Here is a 15,117-nt window from a genome sequence, read left to right on the forward strand (position 1 = left end):
CGCATGCGCCAGGATGCTCGGGAGAACCGTGAGCGGATCCTCGCTGCGGCTGAGCGCGTCTTCGGCTCGCAGGGCGAGGCCGGATCCACCGAGGAGGTGGCGCGGCTGGCCGGCGTAGGCATCGCCACCGTCTTCCGGCACTTCCCGACCAAGGAAGCGCTGATCGAGGCCGCGCTCGTGCGGCACTTCACGGGCCTGCTCGACCAGACCCGGGCCGCAGCCGTCGCGCCGGACCCGACGACGGCGCTCTCCGCGCTGATCCGCGCGATGATCGAGCGTGGCGCGAGCAAGCTCACCTTGGCCTCGATGCTGGGCGACGCGCCACCGGCCGTCGTGACGGTGGCAGGCGAATTGAAGGCTGCCGTCGACACGGCGCTACGACGCGCCCAAGCCGTCGGCGCGGTCCGGGCGGACGTGGGCGTTGAGGAGATCTACCTGTTGATCCGGGGCTTGGCCCAGACCACCGCGGCCGCGCCGACCCCAGCGGCGGTGCTCGATCGCGCCATCGACGTCATCCTGGCTGGTTTTGCCGCTGGGCGCTATCCCCCCAGCAGCCAATTACCGTGACGCCCGGGCCGGCCCTCGACGGGGCCGGCCCGCTCAGCGGGAGAAGATCAGCAGCAGGATCACCGTGAGGATCGCGCTGATCAGGATCGAGCCGAGACAACCGATCCGGTTCGAGAAGAAGACGAACATTCCCGGCGAGTACCCGCCGGGAGCCCGCTGATCACCTCAGGCCGCGAGCGACTGTTCGGCGCGTACCGCCCGGGCCTCGGCGCGGGCGATGGGACCGGCGGGCAGCGCGGCGAGGACCGCCCCGACGGCGACCGCCGCGCCGGCGAAGAGGAAGGCCCACGGCACGCCGCCGGCGTGGTCGACGATCAGTCCGGCGACCGCGCCGCCGGCGGCGCTCGCCGCCACCGACATGGTGACCACCCAGGTGTACGCCTCGTTCAGCATGCCGGCGGGGGCGATCCGGCCGACCAGGGTGTTTTCCAGGGTCAGCGCGGGCGCGATGGTGGCGCCGCCGAGCACCAGGGCGACGCCGAGAGCCACCGGGGTGGACATCGCCGAGAAGACCGCGAAGCTGGCCGCCACCGCGCCGAGCAGCCAGGCGAACTGGCGGGTCATGTTGGCCGCCGGCCGGCGTACCCCGAACCAGAAGCCGCCCGCGGCGCTGCCGATGCCCCAGACGGCGAGCAGCAGGCCGGCGAGGCTCTCCGGGTCGTCGGCGGTGGCGTTCCCGGCGAAGGCCGGGACGACCACCCCGGCGGCGCCGAACGCGATGCCGATGCTGGCGACGCAGAGCAGCAGGGCCGGGAACCCGCCGACCCGCAGCGGCCCGAGGCCCCGGGCGTGGTGTTCGCGCGGGTGCGGCCGCCAGGCCCGCATCACCCGGCCGAGCGCGACGGCGGTGGTCCCGGCCAGGGTGACCACGGCCGCTCCGACCAGCGCCGCGGCGGCGTCGGCGACCAGCACGAACGCCGCGACCAGCAGCGGGCCGAGCACGAAGACGACCTCGAAGAGGGAGGTCTCCGCGGCGAGCGCGGTGTTGCGCAGGTGGGTACGGCCGGAGGCCGGCGCGGTGAGGTCGTTCCAGGCGCCCCGGATCGCCGCGGCGAGCGGCGGGTAGGTGGCCCCGGCGACCCCGGCGGCGAGGTAGATCAGCGCCAGGTTGCCGGCGCCGGACCGGCTGGCCCCGAGCAGCCCGAACAGGGCGAGCGGATGGGCGACGGCGGTGGCGAGCAGCACCGGGGTGGGGCCGACCCGGTCGGCGATCCGGCCGGCGACCGGGCTGAGCGCGGCCCCGGCGAGGGCGTAGATGCCGCCGGCGACGGCCGCGAGGGAGTACCGGTCGGTCACCTCCTCGACCACGAGCAGGAGCGCCAACGGGGTCATGCCGATCCCGAGCCGGCCGATGACGCCGAGGACCAGCAGCATCGGGGCGCCGGGGATCCGCCAGACGCCCAGGTACTGGCGCAGTGCGGCCAAGAGTGCACCTCCGGTGCGGAGTTTGGTAACGAGTGGGAACCCCTCCGACCCTAACGCCGCAGCACGCGGGCAAGGTGGTCGGCTCGCTCACATCTCCCGCCGGAGCGGGGCTGCTCTCAGCGGATCGAACGGGTATTTTCTGATCGATCCGAGTCCATGCCAGCACAGACTCCGCCCCGACGACGTACGGAGGTCCGGTGACCGGCACCGCCATCGAACCGTTACGAGTGGAGATCTACTCGCTCTACGCGGGCACCCGGCCCGCCGAGGCCGCCTCGCCGAGCCTGCGCGGCTCGCTGCCGATCCGGGCGGTGCAGCACTGTCCACCGGTGGCCGCCGGCTCGGGCCTCGGCTGGTACGTCCACCCACCCGCGGACTTCGCGCTCCGCTGGGACGGGCAGGACACCGAGTGGACCCTGCTGGAGGAGAACGAGCCGGCCGGCTGGCGCTCGCTGGCCGGTGGCTACGACGCCAAGCTGCCCTTCGCCGCCGACGAGTTGACGGATGTGCCGGAGGCTTTCCGGGCCGACCTGGACATCTTCGACCGGTACGGCGGGTCGATGCCGTTCATCGACGCCGACCCGCGGGCGGCGAACATGATCGAGTTGGTCACCGGTGTGGTGGCCCGGACGTCGCCCGGCTGGTGCCTGCTGGCGCGGGGCGTGCCGAACTGGCCCCTGCAGCGTGGGGTGCAGATCTACGACGGCGTGGTGGAGACCGACTGGTACACGTCGTTCCTGCCGACCATCCTGCGGCTCACCGAGCCCGGCCAGGTGGTGCGCTTCTATCGGAACATCCCGATCATGTGCCTGCAGCCGGTGCACCGCAGCGTGCTGGAGGCGGGCCGCACGGCCGAACTGGTGACCGGGCAGGGTCTCGCGGAGTGGCCGGAGGACCTGTGGCACGACCTGGTGGTGCTGCGCCGCCGCCGGCAGGACCCGGAGCTGCGCAGCACCTACCGGCGGGAGCAGGTCCGCCGGCTGCGGGAGAACGCCGGCTACCAGCCGATCGGCGTCGAGGAAGCGGACCAGCCGAACTGATGACGGACGCCGACGAACGTCTCGCACCGCCGCCCGGCTACCGGGCCCTGTTCCGCCACCCGGTCGCCGCCCGGCTGGTCACCGCGCGAGCCGTCTCCGAGTTGGGCGACTTCGTCGGGCTGGCCGCCCTGCTGCTGCTGGCGTACGACCAGACCCGCTCGGTGCTCGGCCCGGCCGCCGTGTACGCCGCCCGGACCCTGCCCGCGCTGCTGGTCGCCACGGTGTTCAGCGGCTGGCTCGACGTGCCGGCCCGGCGCACCATGCTGGTCTGGCTGTCGCTGGCCGGCGCGGCGCTGATCGCCGTGCCGACCGCGGTGCCCCAGCCGGTGCCGGCGATCGTCGCGGCCGGGTTGCTGGGCGCGGTCCGGGCCGCGTACGCCAGTGTCAACGTGGCGGTCGCCGCAGAGGCGGTGGACGTCCCGCTGCGGCTGCCGCTGTTCGGCCTCTCCGCTTTCGCCAACCAGGTGGGTCAGGTGGCCGGTCTGCTCGCCGGGGCCAGCCTGACCGTGGCGCTCGGCGCCCGGGTGGCGCTCCTGATCGACCTGGTGTCGTTCCTGGTCGCCGCGGTCGTGCTGGCCGGACTGCCCGGCGGGCGGGGCGAACGCCGGGGACCGCGACCACCCGCCACCGCCGGCATCCGCACCATCGCCGGCCACCCGGTGCTGCGCGGCGTCGCCCTGCTCACCCTCGGCACCGTGCTGTCCGGAGGGCTGCCGGAGACGCTCGCCCCGCACCTGGCGACCGGCGGGTGGCGGCCCGTGGTGCTGGCCGCCTCCTCGTTCGGCGGCGCGGTCTTCGTGCTGCTGGCGGCGCGCCGGGCCTGGCTGGCCCGGGTGCGCGGCCAGGTCGCGACGGCCGCCGTACTGGCCGGGGTGCTGGTGCTGGCCGGGGTGCTGGTCGCGCTCGACGCGCCGGCCTGGGCCCTCGCCCTGACGAACGCGCTGATCGGCGCGGGCGGCGGCTGGCTGATCGGGGCACAGGCCACCTTCGCCCGGCTGGCCCCGAGGGAGCGGATGGGGCAGGTCGAGGCGACCATCGTGGCGGCCAACATCGTCGTCTCCGGCTGCGGCATCTTCCTGCTGGGCGGCGCCGCGCAGTTGTTCAGCCCGGCGGTCGCGTACCTGGCGGCGGGGGTGGTGCTGCTCGTCGTCGTGCTGCTCAGCCGGCCCGACCGGTTGCCCGGGGCCACCGCCTGACACGGATCCGCCCGCGTCCGGGGATGGACGCGGGCGGATTCTCGTCGATCGGGTCAGCGCTGGAACTGCACCGGCCCGCTGTTACGGGCCAGCTGCTCCAGCCGGGCGACCCGCTGCTCCATCGGCGGGTGGGTGGAGAACATGGCGGCGAGGCCGCCACCCCGCTTGAACGGGTTGTCAATCATCAGGTGTGCGGTGCTGGTGAGCTGGCCCTGCGGCGGCAGCGGGCGCATCTGCGTACCCATGTGGATCTTGCGCAGGGCGCTGGCCAGCGCCAGCGGGTCCCGGCTCAGCTCGGCCCCGGACTGGTCGGCCTGGAACTCGCGGCTCCGGCTGATCGCGAGCTGGATCAGGGTGGCCGCGATCGGGCCGAGGATCAGGGTGAGCAGCAGCACCGCCGGGTTCGGGCCGTCCTCGTCGTCCGACGAGCCCAGCGGGATGAACCAGGCGATGTTGGCCAGCATGGTGATGATGCCGGCGAGGCCGGCCGCGACGCTGGAGATGAGGATGTCCCGGTTGTAGACGTGGGACAGCTCATGCCCGATCACGCCGCGCAGCTCGCGGTAGTCGAGGATCTCCACGATGCCCTGGGTGACGCAGACCGCCGCGTGCTGCGGGTTACGCCCGGTCGCGAACGCGTTGGGCTGCGCGGTGGGGCTGACGTACAGGCGGGGCATCGGCTGGCCCGCCTGGGTGGCGAGTTCCCGCACCATCCGGTACAGCTCGGGGAACTGTGCCTCGCTGACCGGTTGCGCCCGCATCGAGCGCAGCGCGAGCTTGTCGGAGTAGAAGTAGGTCACGCCGTTCATCAGCAACGAGACGACGACGGCGATGACGAGACCGCCGCTCCCGCCGAACCAGTAGCCGACCGCGAGGATCAGCGAGGTCAACAGGCCGAGCAGCGCTGCGGTCTTGAGACGGTTGTGATGCACGATCGCTCCTTCGGTGCGCGGACCCGCGCGGGGACCGCTGACCGGTTCAACAACACCGGTACCCGTCAACCATCCAGCGCATGGCTGAAAGTTGGCTGAGGATTTCTGAGCGTCCGCTGTGCGGATGGTGCACCGAGGGACAAAAGGCTCAGCGGATCGCCACGTCCAGCACGAGCTGCGGGGCGAAGCCGACCACCACGGCCAGCACCGTGGCCACCCCGAGGGCCAGGACCACCAGCCGGGCCGGACGCACGGGGACCGGACCGTCGGGCGCCGCGTACAGGGTCGCGGCCAGCCGCAGGTAGTAGGCGAGGCCGAGCACCGCGTTCACCGCCACCACCAGGGCCAGCCAGCCGGCGTGCCCGGCCAGCAGCGCCCGGACCACGGTCACCTTGGCGAAAAGCCCGGCCAGGCCGGGCGGCAACCCGGCCAGCCCGATCAGGGCGAGCGCGAACGCCGCGCCCACGAACGGGTGGCGGCGGGCCGCGCCGCGCAGGTCGTCCAGCGTGCCGCCGTCCCCGTCCGCCGGCCGCAGCGCCACCACCGCCGCGAACGCGGCCAGCTCCAGCAGCACGAAGAAGACCGCGTACGCGACGGCCGCGGCGTACGCGCCGGCTCGGGCGTCGGCGGTGCGTCCGCCGGCCAGCGCCAGCGCGCCGAGCGGAGCGATGATGTAGCCGGCCTGAGCCACCGAGGACCAGGCGAGCAGTCGGACGGTCCGCCGCTGGCGCAGCGCCACCAGGTTGCCGACGGTCATGGTGAGCACCGCCAGCAGCGCCAGCACCGGGCCGGTGACCGTGGCCGGCAGCGCCCGCTGCACCACCGCCAGCAGGGCCACCACCCCGCCCAGCTTGGAGGCCGTCGACAGGTACGCGGCCACCGGCAGCGGCGCGCCGTCGTACGTGGCCGGGGCCCAGGCGTGGAACGGCACCGCGGCCACCTTGAAGGCCAGCCCGGCCACCACCAGCGCCACCGCGACCGTGGTCAGCGGCAGATCGAGCAGGTCCGCCCGGCCGGCCAGGGTGGCGCCCAGCCGGTCCAGGTGCAGGACGCCGGTCACCGCGTAGAGCAGCGCCGCGCCGAGCAGGGTCAGCGTGGTGGCCACCACGCTGACCACGAAGAAGGTCACCGCCGCCTCGGCGCCGGCCAGGCTGCCCCGGCGCAGCCCGACCAGGACGTACAGCGGCAGGGTGAGCGTCTCCAGCGCCACGATCAGGGTGATCAGGTCGCCGGCCGCGCCGAGCACCACGCCGCCGGTCAGCGCGCAGGCGAGGAGGAAGCAGTATTCCCCCGGCGGCGTCCGGCCGGCCCGCAGCAGCGGACCGGAGATCGCCAGCACCCCGAGGGTGAGCAGGGCGAGGAGCGCGGCCACCAGGGCGGCGCGGCCGCCGAAGACCCAGGAGCAGTCCGCCCCGACGCAGAAGCTGCGCCGCTCGTCCCCGGCACCCACCAGGGCCGCGCCCAGGGCGGTGGCCGCCGACCCGGCCGCGGCCACCGCCACCGTCACGGCGGCGCGGGCCACCAGCAGGTCGGCCAGGAGCACCAGCACGGCCGTGCCGCCGGCCAGGTACGCCGGCAGCAGCGCCACGTGGTCCACGCTCTGCACCAGGCTCATCGGCGCTCGCCTCCGTTCGCGACTGCGGGGCTCCGCTTCGCTGCACTCCTCGCGCTCACCTGCGCTCGCCTTCGTTCGCGACTGCGGGGCTCCGCTTCGCTGCACTCCTCGCGCTCACCTGGTCACCACTTCCACCAGGGCGCCGACCGGACCGGAGGCGTACGACAGGACGAGGGCCGGGACCAGGCCCACGGCGAGCGCGAGCAGCACCAGCGGCGCCCAGGCGGTCAGCTCCGCCCCGGCCAGCCCCGGCGCGACCCCGGCGACCGCCGGGCCGGGCCGGCCGTGGGTGACCCGGCGCAGCAGCCGCAGGAGGTACGCCGCGGCCAGCGCCCCGCCGAGCGCGGCCAGCACGGCGAGCGTGGTCCACAGCCCGCCGCCCCGCCGGACGGCGGCCACCACGGCGAACGCCTCGCCCCAGAAGCCGGCCAGCCCGGGCAGGCCGAGCGAGGCGACCGCCGCGAACCCGAGCAGCCCGGCCAGCCGGGGCGCGGTCTCCCGCAGCCCGGACAGCTCGGCGAGCGCGCCGGTGTGCGTCCGGTCCTTGACCGCGCCGGCCAGGAAGAAGAGCAGCCCGGTGATGACCCCGTGGGCGATGTTGCCGATCAGCGCGGCCTGCAGGCCGGTGGCGGTGAGCGTGGCGACCCCGAGCAGCACGAAGCCCATGTGCCCGACGCTGGAGTACGCGATCAGCCGCTTCAGCTCGTCCTGGGCCAGGCAGACCAGCCCACCGACGAGGATCGCGGCGACGGCGAGCACCCCGAGCACCGGCGCGGCCCAGCGGGCGCCCTCCGGGGCCACCCCGACCGCCACCCGGATCAGGCCGTACGTGCCCATCTTCAGCAGCACCCCGGCAAGGATCACGCTGCCGACGGTGGGCGCCTGGGTGTGCGCGTCCGGCAGCCAGGAGTGCAGCGGCCAGAGCGGGCTCTTCACCGCGAAGGCGAGCGCCAGCAGGGTGAACGCGGCGAGTTGGGTGCCCCGGGAGAGGCCGGCCCCGCCGGTCAGCGACACCAGGTCGGCGGTGCCCGCCGCGGCGACCACGACGTAGACGCCGACCAGCAGCAGCACCGAGCCGAACAGGGTGTAGAGGGCGAACTTGCGGGCCGCCCGCCGCCGGTCGTCGCCGCCCCAACCGGCGATGACCGCGTACATGGGCAGCAGGACGACCTCGAAGAAGAGGAAGAAGAGCACCAGGTCGAGGGCGAGGAAGGTGCCGAGGATGCCCACCTCGACCACGAGCAGCAGCGCCACCAGGGCCCGCCCGCTGCCGCCGCCGGTGGGCACCCGCCAGAGGGTGTACCCGCAGCAGAGCAGGGTGAGCAGCGCGGTCAGCACCACCAGCGGCCAGGAGATGCCGTCCACGCCCAGGTGGAAGCGCAGGTTCAGGTCCGGCGCCCAGGGCAGGTCGAGCTGGTGCCAGGGCTGCACCGCCGGGCGCGGGCCGTAGCCGAACCAGCCGTGCTCGCCGCCGACCAGCGGCAGGGCGGCCAGCAGGGTCAGGCCGGCGGCGACCGTGCCGACCAGGCGGCCGGCCCGCTCCCCCGGGACCAGGGCCGCCGCGACCGCGCCCAGCGCCGGCAGCGCGAGCACCGCCACCAGCAGGAACTGCCCCCAGGTCATGCGGCCACCCCGATCAGTGCGACGGCGACGCCGATCAGCAGGGCACCGGCCAGCACGGCGGCCGCCGCCCGGGGCAGGGCCGCCCGGTGCAGGGCGGCCATCCCGCCGCCCAGCCCCACGGCCGCGCGGCCGCTCCCCTCGACCAGGCCGTCCACCCCGAGTTCGTCGCCCGCGCGCACCACCCCGGCGAGCGCGGCCGTCGGGCGTACGACGAGGGCCTGCTGGACGTCGTCGAGCCGGAACGCCCGGGCGAAGACCGGCCGCAGCGGACCCAGGAAACGGGCCGGGTCGGCGGCCGGGTCGCCGCGCCAGCCGGCCCAGGCGACGCCCGCGCCGATCGCCAGCAGCACCAGCGGGAGCAGCAGGTTCGGCGCCAGGTGGACCAGTTCGACGGCCTCCCCGGAGGCGTCGGCCGGCACCCGGAGGCGGTCGGCGAACCACGGCGCGAAGGCGGCCAGCCCGAGCAGCGCGGCGGGCACCGCGAGCAGCAGCACCGGCCAGCGCAGCACCGCCGGCGGGTCGTGCGGCTCGGCGAGCGGGATGCGGGTCGTGCCGAGGAAGGTCCGCAGCAGCAGGCGAGTCGCGTACCAGGCGGTGACCGCGACGCCGAGCAGCCCGGCCAGCCAGACCAGCCAGCCCACCCAGGCCGGGCCCGGGCCGGCGCCGTCCAGCGCGGCGGCCTCGGCGGCGGCGAGCACCCCGTCCTTGCTCCAGAAACCGGAGAGCGGCGGCACCCCGGCGAGCGCGCCGAGGCCAACCACCATGCACCAGAAGGTCACCGGCATGCTCGCCCGCAGCCCGCCCATCCGGGACATCAGCGTGGTGCCGACCGCGTGGATCACCGCGCCGGCGGCGAGGAACAGCAGCGCCTTGAAGGCGGCGTGGCTGAGCAGGTGGAACAGGGCCGCGGCCGGCGCGCCGACGGCGAGCGCGCCGGTCAGGTAGCCGATCTGGGAGACCGTCGACCAGGCCAGCACCCGTTTGATGTCGTCCTGCGCGGTGGCCGCGAAGGCGCCCAGCAGCAGGGTCACCGCCGCCATCACCCCGAGCACGGCGAGGGCCGCCGGGGCCTGGGCCAAGAGCGGGTAGAGCCGGGCCACCGCGTACACCCCGGCGGCGACCATGGTGGCCGCGTGGATCAGCGCGGAGATCGGGGTGGGGCCGGCCATCGCGTCCGGCAGCCAGGTGTGCAGCGGGAACTGGGCGCTCTTGCCGGCGACCCCGGCGAGCAGCAGCAGGCACGCGGCGGTCAGGGTGCCGGCGGAGTGGTGGTGGGCCAGCACGTCGGCGATCCGGAAGCTGCCGGCCGAGACGCCGAGCAGCGCGATGCCGAGCAGGAAGCCGACGTCACCCACCCGGGTGACCAGGAACGCCTTCATCGCGGCGGCCGGCGCCTCGGGCAGCCGCCGGTCGTGGGCGATGAGCAGGTAGGAGCAGATGCCCATCACCTCCCAGCCGACCAGCAGCAGGATCAGGTCGCCGGACACCACCACGGTCAGCATGGCGGCGGTGAAGAGGCTGATCTGCGCCGCGTACGGGGGATAGCGGTGGTCCACCTCGACCTCGTCGTGCGGGCCCCGCCGCAGGTAGCCGATCGAATAGACCTGCACCGCCAGGGCCACCGCGGCGACCGCCGTGGCCACCAGCAGCGCCGGGCCGTCCAGCCGGTAGCCGAGGGTGACCCGCAGCCCGCCGAGGTCGGCCCAGGTGGTCGCGGCCTCGACCGGGTGGTCCACCCGGAGCAGCAGGGCCACCGCCGCGACCAGGGCCACCGCCGCGCCGGTCACGCCGAGCGCGATCGCCGCCCGCCGGGCCCGGTCCTCGCCGGTGCCCGCCACGCGCGGGGACGCCGGCAGCAGCAGCCCGAGCAGGCCGGCGAGCAGGGGTACGCCCGGCAGCGCCACCGCGAGCAGTCCGGTCACCGCTCCCCCTCCGGCCGATCGAGCGGCACGTCGTCCACGGTGACGCTGGCCCGCAGCCGGTAGAGCTGGAGCACGATGGCCAGCCCGACGCCGATCTCGGCGGCGGCGAGCACGATCACGAAGAGCGCGAAGACCTGACCGGAGTGCGGCAGCTGGACCGTGGTGTCCGCGGTGACCAGGATCAGGTTGACCGCGTTGAGCATCAGCTCGACGGCCATCAGCACCAGCACGGCGTTCCGGCGGCGCAGCACGCCGTACCCGCCGAGACCGAACAGCAGCGCCGCGGTGACGTACGGGATGACGGGTCTCATGCGCCCTCCTCGCCGACCGCGACGGCCGGTGCGGGCCGGACCGGGTCGGCGTCGGACCGCGGACCCACCGGGCGGCCGGGTCCGGCCGGCGTGCCGGCCGACCTCGCGCCCGGCCGGCCGATCTCCGGACGGGACAGCACGATCGCGCCGACCAGGGCGGCGAGCAGCAGCACCGAGAGCACCTCGAAGGGCAGCACCCAGGAGCGGAAGACCTGCTCACCCAGGCGGTCGGCGGTGCCCGCGACCGGCAGGTCCACCCGGGACCAGTGGAACGCGTCCACCAGCAGCACCGCGAGACCGAGGCCGCTGCCGCCGCCGACCAGCGCGGCCGGCCAGCCCGGCCGGTCCAGGTCGTCCGAGGGGCCGATCGGGGCCCGGGTCAGCATCACCGCGAAGAGCAACAGCACCACCACCGCCCCGACGTAGATCAGCACCTGCACCCAGGCCACCAGCTCGGCGGTGAGCACCAGGTAGTCGCCGGCCAGCGCGCCCAGGCACACCACCAGCCACAGACCGGCCCGGACCAGGTGCCGGGTGCCCACCACCAGCGCGCCCGCGCCCACCGCCACCGCGCCGAGGGCGAGCAGCAGGACGTCCGCGCCCGTCATGACGGCGTACCCCCCGGCTCCGCGCCCGGCTGGGGGCGGGTCGGGGCGGGACGCGCGGCGGGCGTCGCGGCCTTGCGGGCGGCGGTGGTCTCCTCCTTCGAGGGGTCACCGTGCGGGTCGTGGGCCGGCGGCGGCGGCACGGTGGCCATCCACTCGCCGAGGTGGTCCTTGTCGTGCAGCAGGTCCTTGATGTCGTACTCGGCGTACTCGAACTCGGGTGACCAGTAGAGCGCGTCGAAGGGGCAGACCTCGACGCAGATGCCGCAGTACATGCAGAGCGAGAAGTCGATGTCGAACCGGTCGAGGACGTTGCGCTGCCGGGGGCGGGCGGCGCCGGGCACCACCACCTCCTCCTTGTGCGAGTCGATGTAGATGCACCAGTCCGGACACTCCCGGGCGCAGAGCATGCAGACCGTGCAGTTCTCCGCCAGCAGCGCGATCACGCCGCGCGAGCGCGGCGGCAGCTCGGGGGCGACGTCCGGGTACTGCTGGGTGGTCGAGCGGCGGGTCATCGTCTTCAACGTGACCGCCAGCCCCTTCACCAACCCCTCGCCGGGCGTGCTCCGCTCGCTCATGCCGCCCATCCTGCCCTGTGCCCACGGCGTGCGCGACCACCACCCGGCTGTTGCCGGCGGTACGGTGACAGCGGGGAGAAACGACGCACCGGAAAGGACCCGTCGATGACCGCCGCGCTGGAGAGCGACTACCCGCCCGAGGGCGGGTGGACGACCGACGATCTGGACGCGCTGCCCGAGGACGGTCGCCGCCGCGAACTGCTCGATGGAGTGCTGCTCATGTCCCCCTCCCCCACCCGGACACACCAGACCATCGCGATGCGGCTCGGCGTCGCGCTCGAGGAAGACTGCCCCGACGGTTACGACGTGACCCAGGGGGTGGAGGTGCGGATCAGCCGCACCCGCTCCTTCATCCCGGACGTGCTGGTCACCACCTCGGTGGCGGCGGCTCGTGAGCCGTCGAGATACGAGCCGCACGAGGTGGTGCTCGCGGTCGAGATCGTCTCGCCCAGCACGCGGTCCATCGACCGGGTGCTCAAGCCGGCGCTCTACGCGCAGGCCGGGATCCCGTTCTACTGGCGGATCGAGGTGGAGGACGAGGGCATCGTCGTCCACACCTACAAGATCGACCCGGTGCACGAGGTCTACACGGAGACCGGCCGGTGGACGAAGTTCGTCGACACCGGGGAACCCTTCCCGGTCAACCTGCCGATCAGCCGGATCACGCCCCGCCGGGTGTGAGCGGCGGGAGCATCTCCACGCCGAGCTGCTGGAGCACCTGGAACAACTCGTTGACGCTCCACACGTCGATGATCCGGCCGGCCGCGTCGAAGCGCAGGAAGGTCGCGCCCGAATAGCTGACCACCCGGCCGGTGGGCGGCACCGGGCCGAACTGCCCGGCCTGGGTGCCGGCGGCCCGCCAGTGCACGGCCACCCGGTCACCGGCGGCCACCAGCTCCACGATCTTGTAACGCAGGTCGGGGAAGGACGCCCGCCGGTCCCGGTGCCAGGCCAGCGTGGCCGCCGGACCGGTCCCGCCCAGCCCCGGGCAGTCCGCGGCGATCAGGTCGTACGCGCTCTCCTCGCGGCTGGCGTTCCACACGTCGGCGATGAAGCGTCGGGCCGCCGCCTCCACATCGGTCACCGCGGCAGCGTAGCGCCGCTCGACCTGACGGGACCGGTCGGAACGACCATGATGGGATCCGACGACGACATCCTCGGGAGGCGGCGTGGGCGGCAGCGACGACGAGATCCTGGAGCGGACGGGCGGCAAATACGTGGAACCGGGCGGCGAGTTCACCCGGGACCAGCGGTACATCGCCACCCGGATCACCACCGACGGGCGGGACGGCTGGCCGGTGGAGCCCGGACGGTACCGGCTGGCGGTGAGCCGGGCCTGTCCGTGGGCGAACCGGCTGATCATCGTCCGCCGGCTGCTCGGGCTGGAGGACGCCATCTCGATGGCGGTGGCCGGCCCGACCCACGACAAGCGGAGCTGGACCTTCGACCTCGACCCGGGCGGCCGGGACCCGGTGCTCGACATCGAGCGGCTGGCGGAGGCGTACTTCAAGCGGTTCCCCGGATACGACCGCGGCATCACCGTGCCCGCGATCGTGGACGTGCCGACCGGGCAGGTGGTCACCAACGACTACGCCCGGATGAGCCTGGACCTGTCGACGGAGTGGACCGCGTACCACCGGCCGGGCGCGCCGGATCTCTACCCGGAGCGGTTGCGGGACGAGATCGACGAGGTCAACGCGGTGGTCTTCGCGGACGTCAACAACGGGGTCTACCGGTGCGGGTTCGCCGGCAGCCAGGAGGCGTACGAGCAGGCGTACCACCGGCTCTTCGACCGGCTGGACTGGTTGAGCGAGCGGCTGGCCGGGCAGCGCTACCTGGTCGGCGACACGATCACCGAGGCCGACGTGCGGCTCTTCACCACGCTGGTCCGCTTCGACCCGGTCTACCACGGCCATTTCAAGTGCAATCGGCAGAAGCTGGCCGAGATGCCGGTGCTCTGGGCGTACGCCCGGGACCTCTTCCAGACCCCCGGCTTCGGCGACACCATCGACTTCGACCACATCAAGCGGCACTACTACGAGGTGCACCGGGACATCAACCCGACCGGCATCGTGCCGCTCGGCCCCGACCTGTCGAACTGGCTCACCCCGCACGGCCGGGAGGAGCTCGGCGGCCGCCCCTTCGGCGACGGCACCCCGCCCGGCCCGCCCCCGCCCGCCGAGCGCGTCGATCCCGCGCACACCCCGCTGCGCTAGGACCAGGTTGTTAAGAGGGGCCCCCTTTTCTACGCGAGGCGTTAGGAGGGGGCCCCTCCTTACATCGCCAGCCGGACGGCCGCGGTGAGGACCAGCTGGGCCAGGGCCAGGGGGACCAGGACCAGCCAGCAGAGGCGCTGAAGCTGGTCCTCGCGCAGCCGCGGGTAGGACACCCGCAGCCAGATGATCACGAAGGCGACGGCGAACACCTTGAGCAGGGTCCAGAGCCAGCCGAGCTGGGCGTCCGCGAACGGGCCCTGCCAGCCGCCGAGGAAGAGCACGGTGGTCAGCGCGGCGATCACCACGATGCCGACGTACTCGGCGAGCAGGAAGAACGCGAAGCGCAGGCCGGTGTACTCGGTCAGGTAGCCGAACACCAGCTCGGAGTCGGCCACCGGCATGTCGAACGGGGGCCGCCGGATCTCGGCCAGCCCGGCGACGAAGAACACCAGCAGCGCCGGCGCCTGCCAGAGCAGCCACCACGGCCGCCACGCCTCGACGATGCCGGGCAGGCTGAGCGTCCCGGCCGCCATCGCCACCGAGGCGGCGGAGAGCACCAGGGGCAGCTCGTAGCCGAGCAGCTGGGCGGCGCCGCGCAGCCCGCCGAGGAGGCTGTACTTGTTGGCCGAGGCCCAGGCCGACATGAGCACCGCCAGCACCCCGATGCCGACCACGGCCAGCACGAAGAACAGGCCGATGTCCAGCGGCTGCCCGACCAGGTCATTCGGACCGAGCGGGATCACCAGCAGGGCGAGCAGGTACGGCACCAGGGCCACCGCCGGGGCCAGCCGGAACACCGGCCGGTCCGCGTCGCGCGGGGTCACATCCTCCTTCTGCACGAACTTGACGCCGTCGGCCACGAGCTGCGCCCAGCCGTGGAAGCCGCCCGCGTACATCGGGCCGAGCCGGCCCTGCATGTGCGCCATCACCTTGTGCTCGGCCTGCCCGACGATCAGCGGCAGGGTGAGGAACGCGACCAGCACGCCCGCCACCCGCAGCACCAGCTCCAACCAGGTCGGCATCAGGCCTCCCCCGCCCCGGGCGCGCCGTCCGGGCCGGGCTCCTGCCGGGGCGGGCCGGTCGGCCG

At 74.1% G+C, this 15,117-nt stretch carries 15 protein-coding genes; 5 read left to right on the forward strand and 10 right to left on the reverse strand.

Annotation, left to right across the window (positions count from 1 at the left end; all coding sequences use genetic code 11):
* The first annotated feature begins 3 nt into the window (after positions 1-3).
* On the forward strand, positions 4-567 hold the full coding sequence (locus EFE23_RS09945; protein ID WP_123240603.1) for a TetR/AcrR family transcriptional regulator: 564 nt from the start codon (positions 4-6) through the stop codon (positions 565-567).
* 165 nt (positions 568-732) lie between these two features.
* Here EFE23_RS09945 and EFE23_RS09950 read toward each other — a convergent pair whose 3' ends face one another.
* Complete coding sequence (locus EFE23_RS09950) at positions 733-1,992, reverse strand: MFS transporter (RefSeq protein WP_123240604.1); 1,260 nt, start codon at positions 1,990-1,992, stop codon at positions 733-735.
* Between the two features lie 197 nt (positions 1,993-2,189).
* Here EFE23_RS09950 and EFE23_RS09955 point away from each other — a divergent pair, with 197 nt between their 5' ends.
* Together EFE23_RS09955 and EFE23_RS09960 are read left to right on the forward strand one after the other, a co-directional pair.
* Positions 2,190-3,032 carry a DUF6065 family protein gene (locus EFE23_RS09955; protein WP_123240605.1) on the forward strand — a complete coding sequence of 281 codons (843 nt, stop codon included), beginning with the start codon at positions 2,190-2,192 and terminating at the stop codon, positions 3,030-3,032.
* Entirely contained in the window at positions 3,032-4,228 is a 1,197-nt protein-coding gene (locus EFE23_RS09960; RefSeq protein ID WP_123240606.1) for an MFS transporter, read from the forward strand. Before EFE23_RS09955 ends, EFE23_RS09960 begins: the two co-directional genes overlap by 1 nt.
* Positions 4,229-4,281: 53 nt before the next feature.
* Here the strand turns inward: EFE23_RS09960 and htpX are convergent, their stop codons facing one another.
* The 7 genes from htpX to EFE23_RS09995 form a co-directional block, all read right to left on the reverse strand.
* Complete coding sequence (gene htpX / locus EFE23_RS09965) at positions 4,282-5,160, reverse strand: zinc metalloprotease HtpX (RefSeq protein ID WP_123240607.1); 879 nt, start codon at positions 5,158-5,160, stop codon at positions 4,282-4,284.
* Positions 5,161-5,308: 148 nt separating this feature from the next.
* Positions 5,309-6,775 (reverse strand): NADH-quinone oxidoreductase subunit N, encoded by a 1,467-nt coding sequence (locus tag EFE23_RS09970; protein WP_123240608.1) that lies wholly within the window; start codon positions 6,773-6,775, stop codon positions 5,309-5,311.
* Positions 6,776-6,889: 114 nt separating this feature from the next.
* Positions 6,890-8,398, reverse strand: coding sequence for a complex I subunit 4 family protein (locus tag EFE23_RS09975; protein ID WP_123240609.1), 1,509 nt, complete (start codon positions 8,396-8,398; stop codon positions 6,890-6,892).
* Complete coding sequence (locus tag EFE23_RS09980) at positions 8,395-10,320, reverse strand: NADH-quinone oxidoreductase subunit 5 family protein (protein ID WP_123240610.1); 1,926 nt, start codon at positions 10,318-10,320, stop codon at positions 8,395-8,397. Before EFE23_RS09980 ends, EFE23_RS09975 begins: the two co-directional genes overlap by 4 nt.
* Positions 10,317-10,631, reverse strand: a complete 315-nt coding sequence (nuoK, locus tag EFE23_RS09985; RefSeq protein WP_123240611.1) for an NADH-quinone oxidoreductase subunit NuoK — start codon at positions 10,629-10,631, stop codon at positions 10,317-10,319. Before nuoK ends, EFE23_RS09980 begins: the two co-directional genes overlap by 4 nt.
* A complete protein-coding gene (locus tag EFE23_RS09990) occupies positions 10,628-11,239 on the reverse strand; it encodes an NADH-quinone oxidoreductase subunit J family protein (RefSeq protein WP_233600937.1) in 612 nt (203 codons plus the stop codon). Before EFE23_RS09990 ends, nuoK begins: the two co-directional genes overlap by 4 nt.
* Positions 11,236-11,814: a NuoI/complex I 23 kDa subunit family protein gene (locus EFE23_RS09995; protein WP_199736997.1), complete on the reverse strand. Its 579-nt coding sequence runs from the start codon at positions 11,812-11,814 to the stop codon at positions 11,236-11,238. The genes EFE23_RS09990 and EFE23_RS09995 overlap by 4 nt, the downstream gene beginning before the upstream one ends.
* Positions 11,815-11,919: 105 nt before the next feature.
* Between EFE23_RS09995 and EFE23_RS10000 the strand changes: the two genes are divergently transcribed.
* On the forward strand, positions 11,920-12,495 hold the full coding sequence (locus EFE23_RS10000; RefSeq protein ID WP_123240613.1) for a Uma2 family endonuclease: 576 nt from the start codon (positions 11,920-11,922) through the stop codon (positions 12,493-12,495).
* Here the strand turns inward: EFE23_RS10000 and EFE23_RS10005 are convergent.
* Positions 12,476-12,898: an ester cyclase gene (locus tag EFE23_RS10005; RefSeq protein ID WP_123240614.1), complete on the reverse strand. Its 423-nt coding sequence runs from the start codon at positions 12,896-12,898 to the stop codon at positions 12,476-12,478. The genes EFE23_RS10000 and EFE23_RS10005 overlap by 20 nt on opposite strands.
* An 85-nt stretch (positions 12,899-12,983) precedes the next feature.
* On the opposite strand from EFE23_RS10005, the gene EFE23_RS10010 reads away from it, so the two are divergent.
* Positions 12,984-14,030, forward strand: a complete 1,047-nt coding sequence (locus EFE23_RS10010) for a glutathione S-transferase family protein (protein WP_123240615.1) — start codon at positions 12,984-12,986, stop codon at positions 14,028-14,030.
* A 59-nt stretch (positions 14,031-14,089) separates the two neighbouring features.
* Here the strand turns inward: EFE23_RS10010 and nuoH are convergent, their stop codons facing one another.
* The gene (nuoH, locus tag EFE23_RS10015) at positions 14,090-15,052 is read right to left on the reverse strand and encodes an NADH-quinone oxidoreductase subunit NuoH (RefSeq protein WP_123240616.1); all 963 of its coding nucleotides are present in this window, start codon (positions 15,050-15,052) and stop codon (positions 14,090-14,092) included.
* Positions 15,053-15,117 lie beyond the last annotated feature (65 nt).

The organism is Micromonospora solifontis (assembly GCF_003725545.1).
In the GTDB taxonomy this organism is placed as follows: Bacteria; Actinomycetota; Actinomycetes; order Mycobacteriales; family Micromonosporaceae; genus Micromonospora; species Micromonospora solifontis.

What these genes read in the sequence shown, in the direction of transcription:
- EFE23_RS09945 (WP_123240603.1), top strand. Translation starts at nt 4, where the DNA reads ATGCGCCAGGATGCTCGGGAGAACCGTGAGCGGATCCTCGCTGCGGCT.
- EFE23_RS09960 (WP_123240606.1), top strand. Translation starts at nt 3,032, where the DNA reads ATGACGGACGCCGACGAACGTCTCGCACCGCCGCCCGGCTACCGGGCC.
- EFE23_RS09970 (WP_123240608.1), bottom strand. Translation starts at nt 6,775, where the DNA reads ATGAGCCTGGTGCAGAGCGTGGACCACGTGGCGCTGCTGCCGGCGTAC.
- EFE23_RS09975 (WP_123240609.1), bottom strand. Translation starts at nt 8,398, where the DNA reads ATGACCTGGGGGCAGTTCCTGCTGGTGGCGGTGCTCGCGCTGCCGGCG.
- nuoK (WP_123240611.1), bottom strand. Translation starts at nt 10,631, where the DNA reads ATGAGACCCGTCATCCCGTACGTCACCGCGGCGCTGCTGTTCGGTCTC.
- EFE23_RS09990 (WP_233600937.1), bottom strand. Translation starts at nt 11,239, where the DNA reads ATGACGGGCGCGGACGTCCTGCTGCTCGCCCTCGGCGCGGTGGCGGTG.
- EFE23_RS09995 (WP_199736997.1), bottom strand. Translation starts at nt 11,814, where the DNA reads ATGAGCGAGCGGAGCACGCCCGGCGAGGGGTTGGTGAAGGGGCTGGCG.
- EFE23_RS10000 (WP_123240613.1), top strand. Translation starts at nt 11,920, where the DNA reads ATGACCGCCGCGCTGGAGAGCGACTACCCGCCCGAGGGCGGGTGGACG.
- nuoH (WP_123240616.1), bottom strand. Translation starts at nt 15,052, where the DNA reads ATGCCGACCTGGTTGGAGCTGGTGCTGCGGGTGGCGGGCGTGCTGGTC.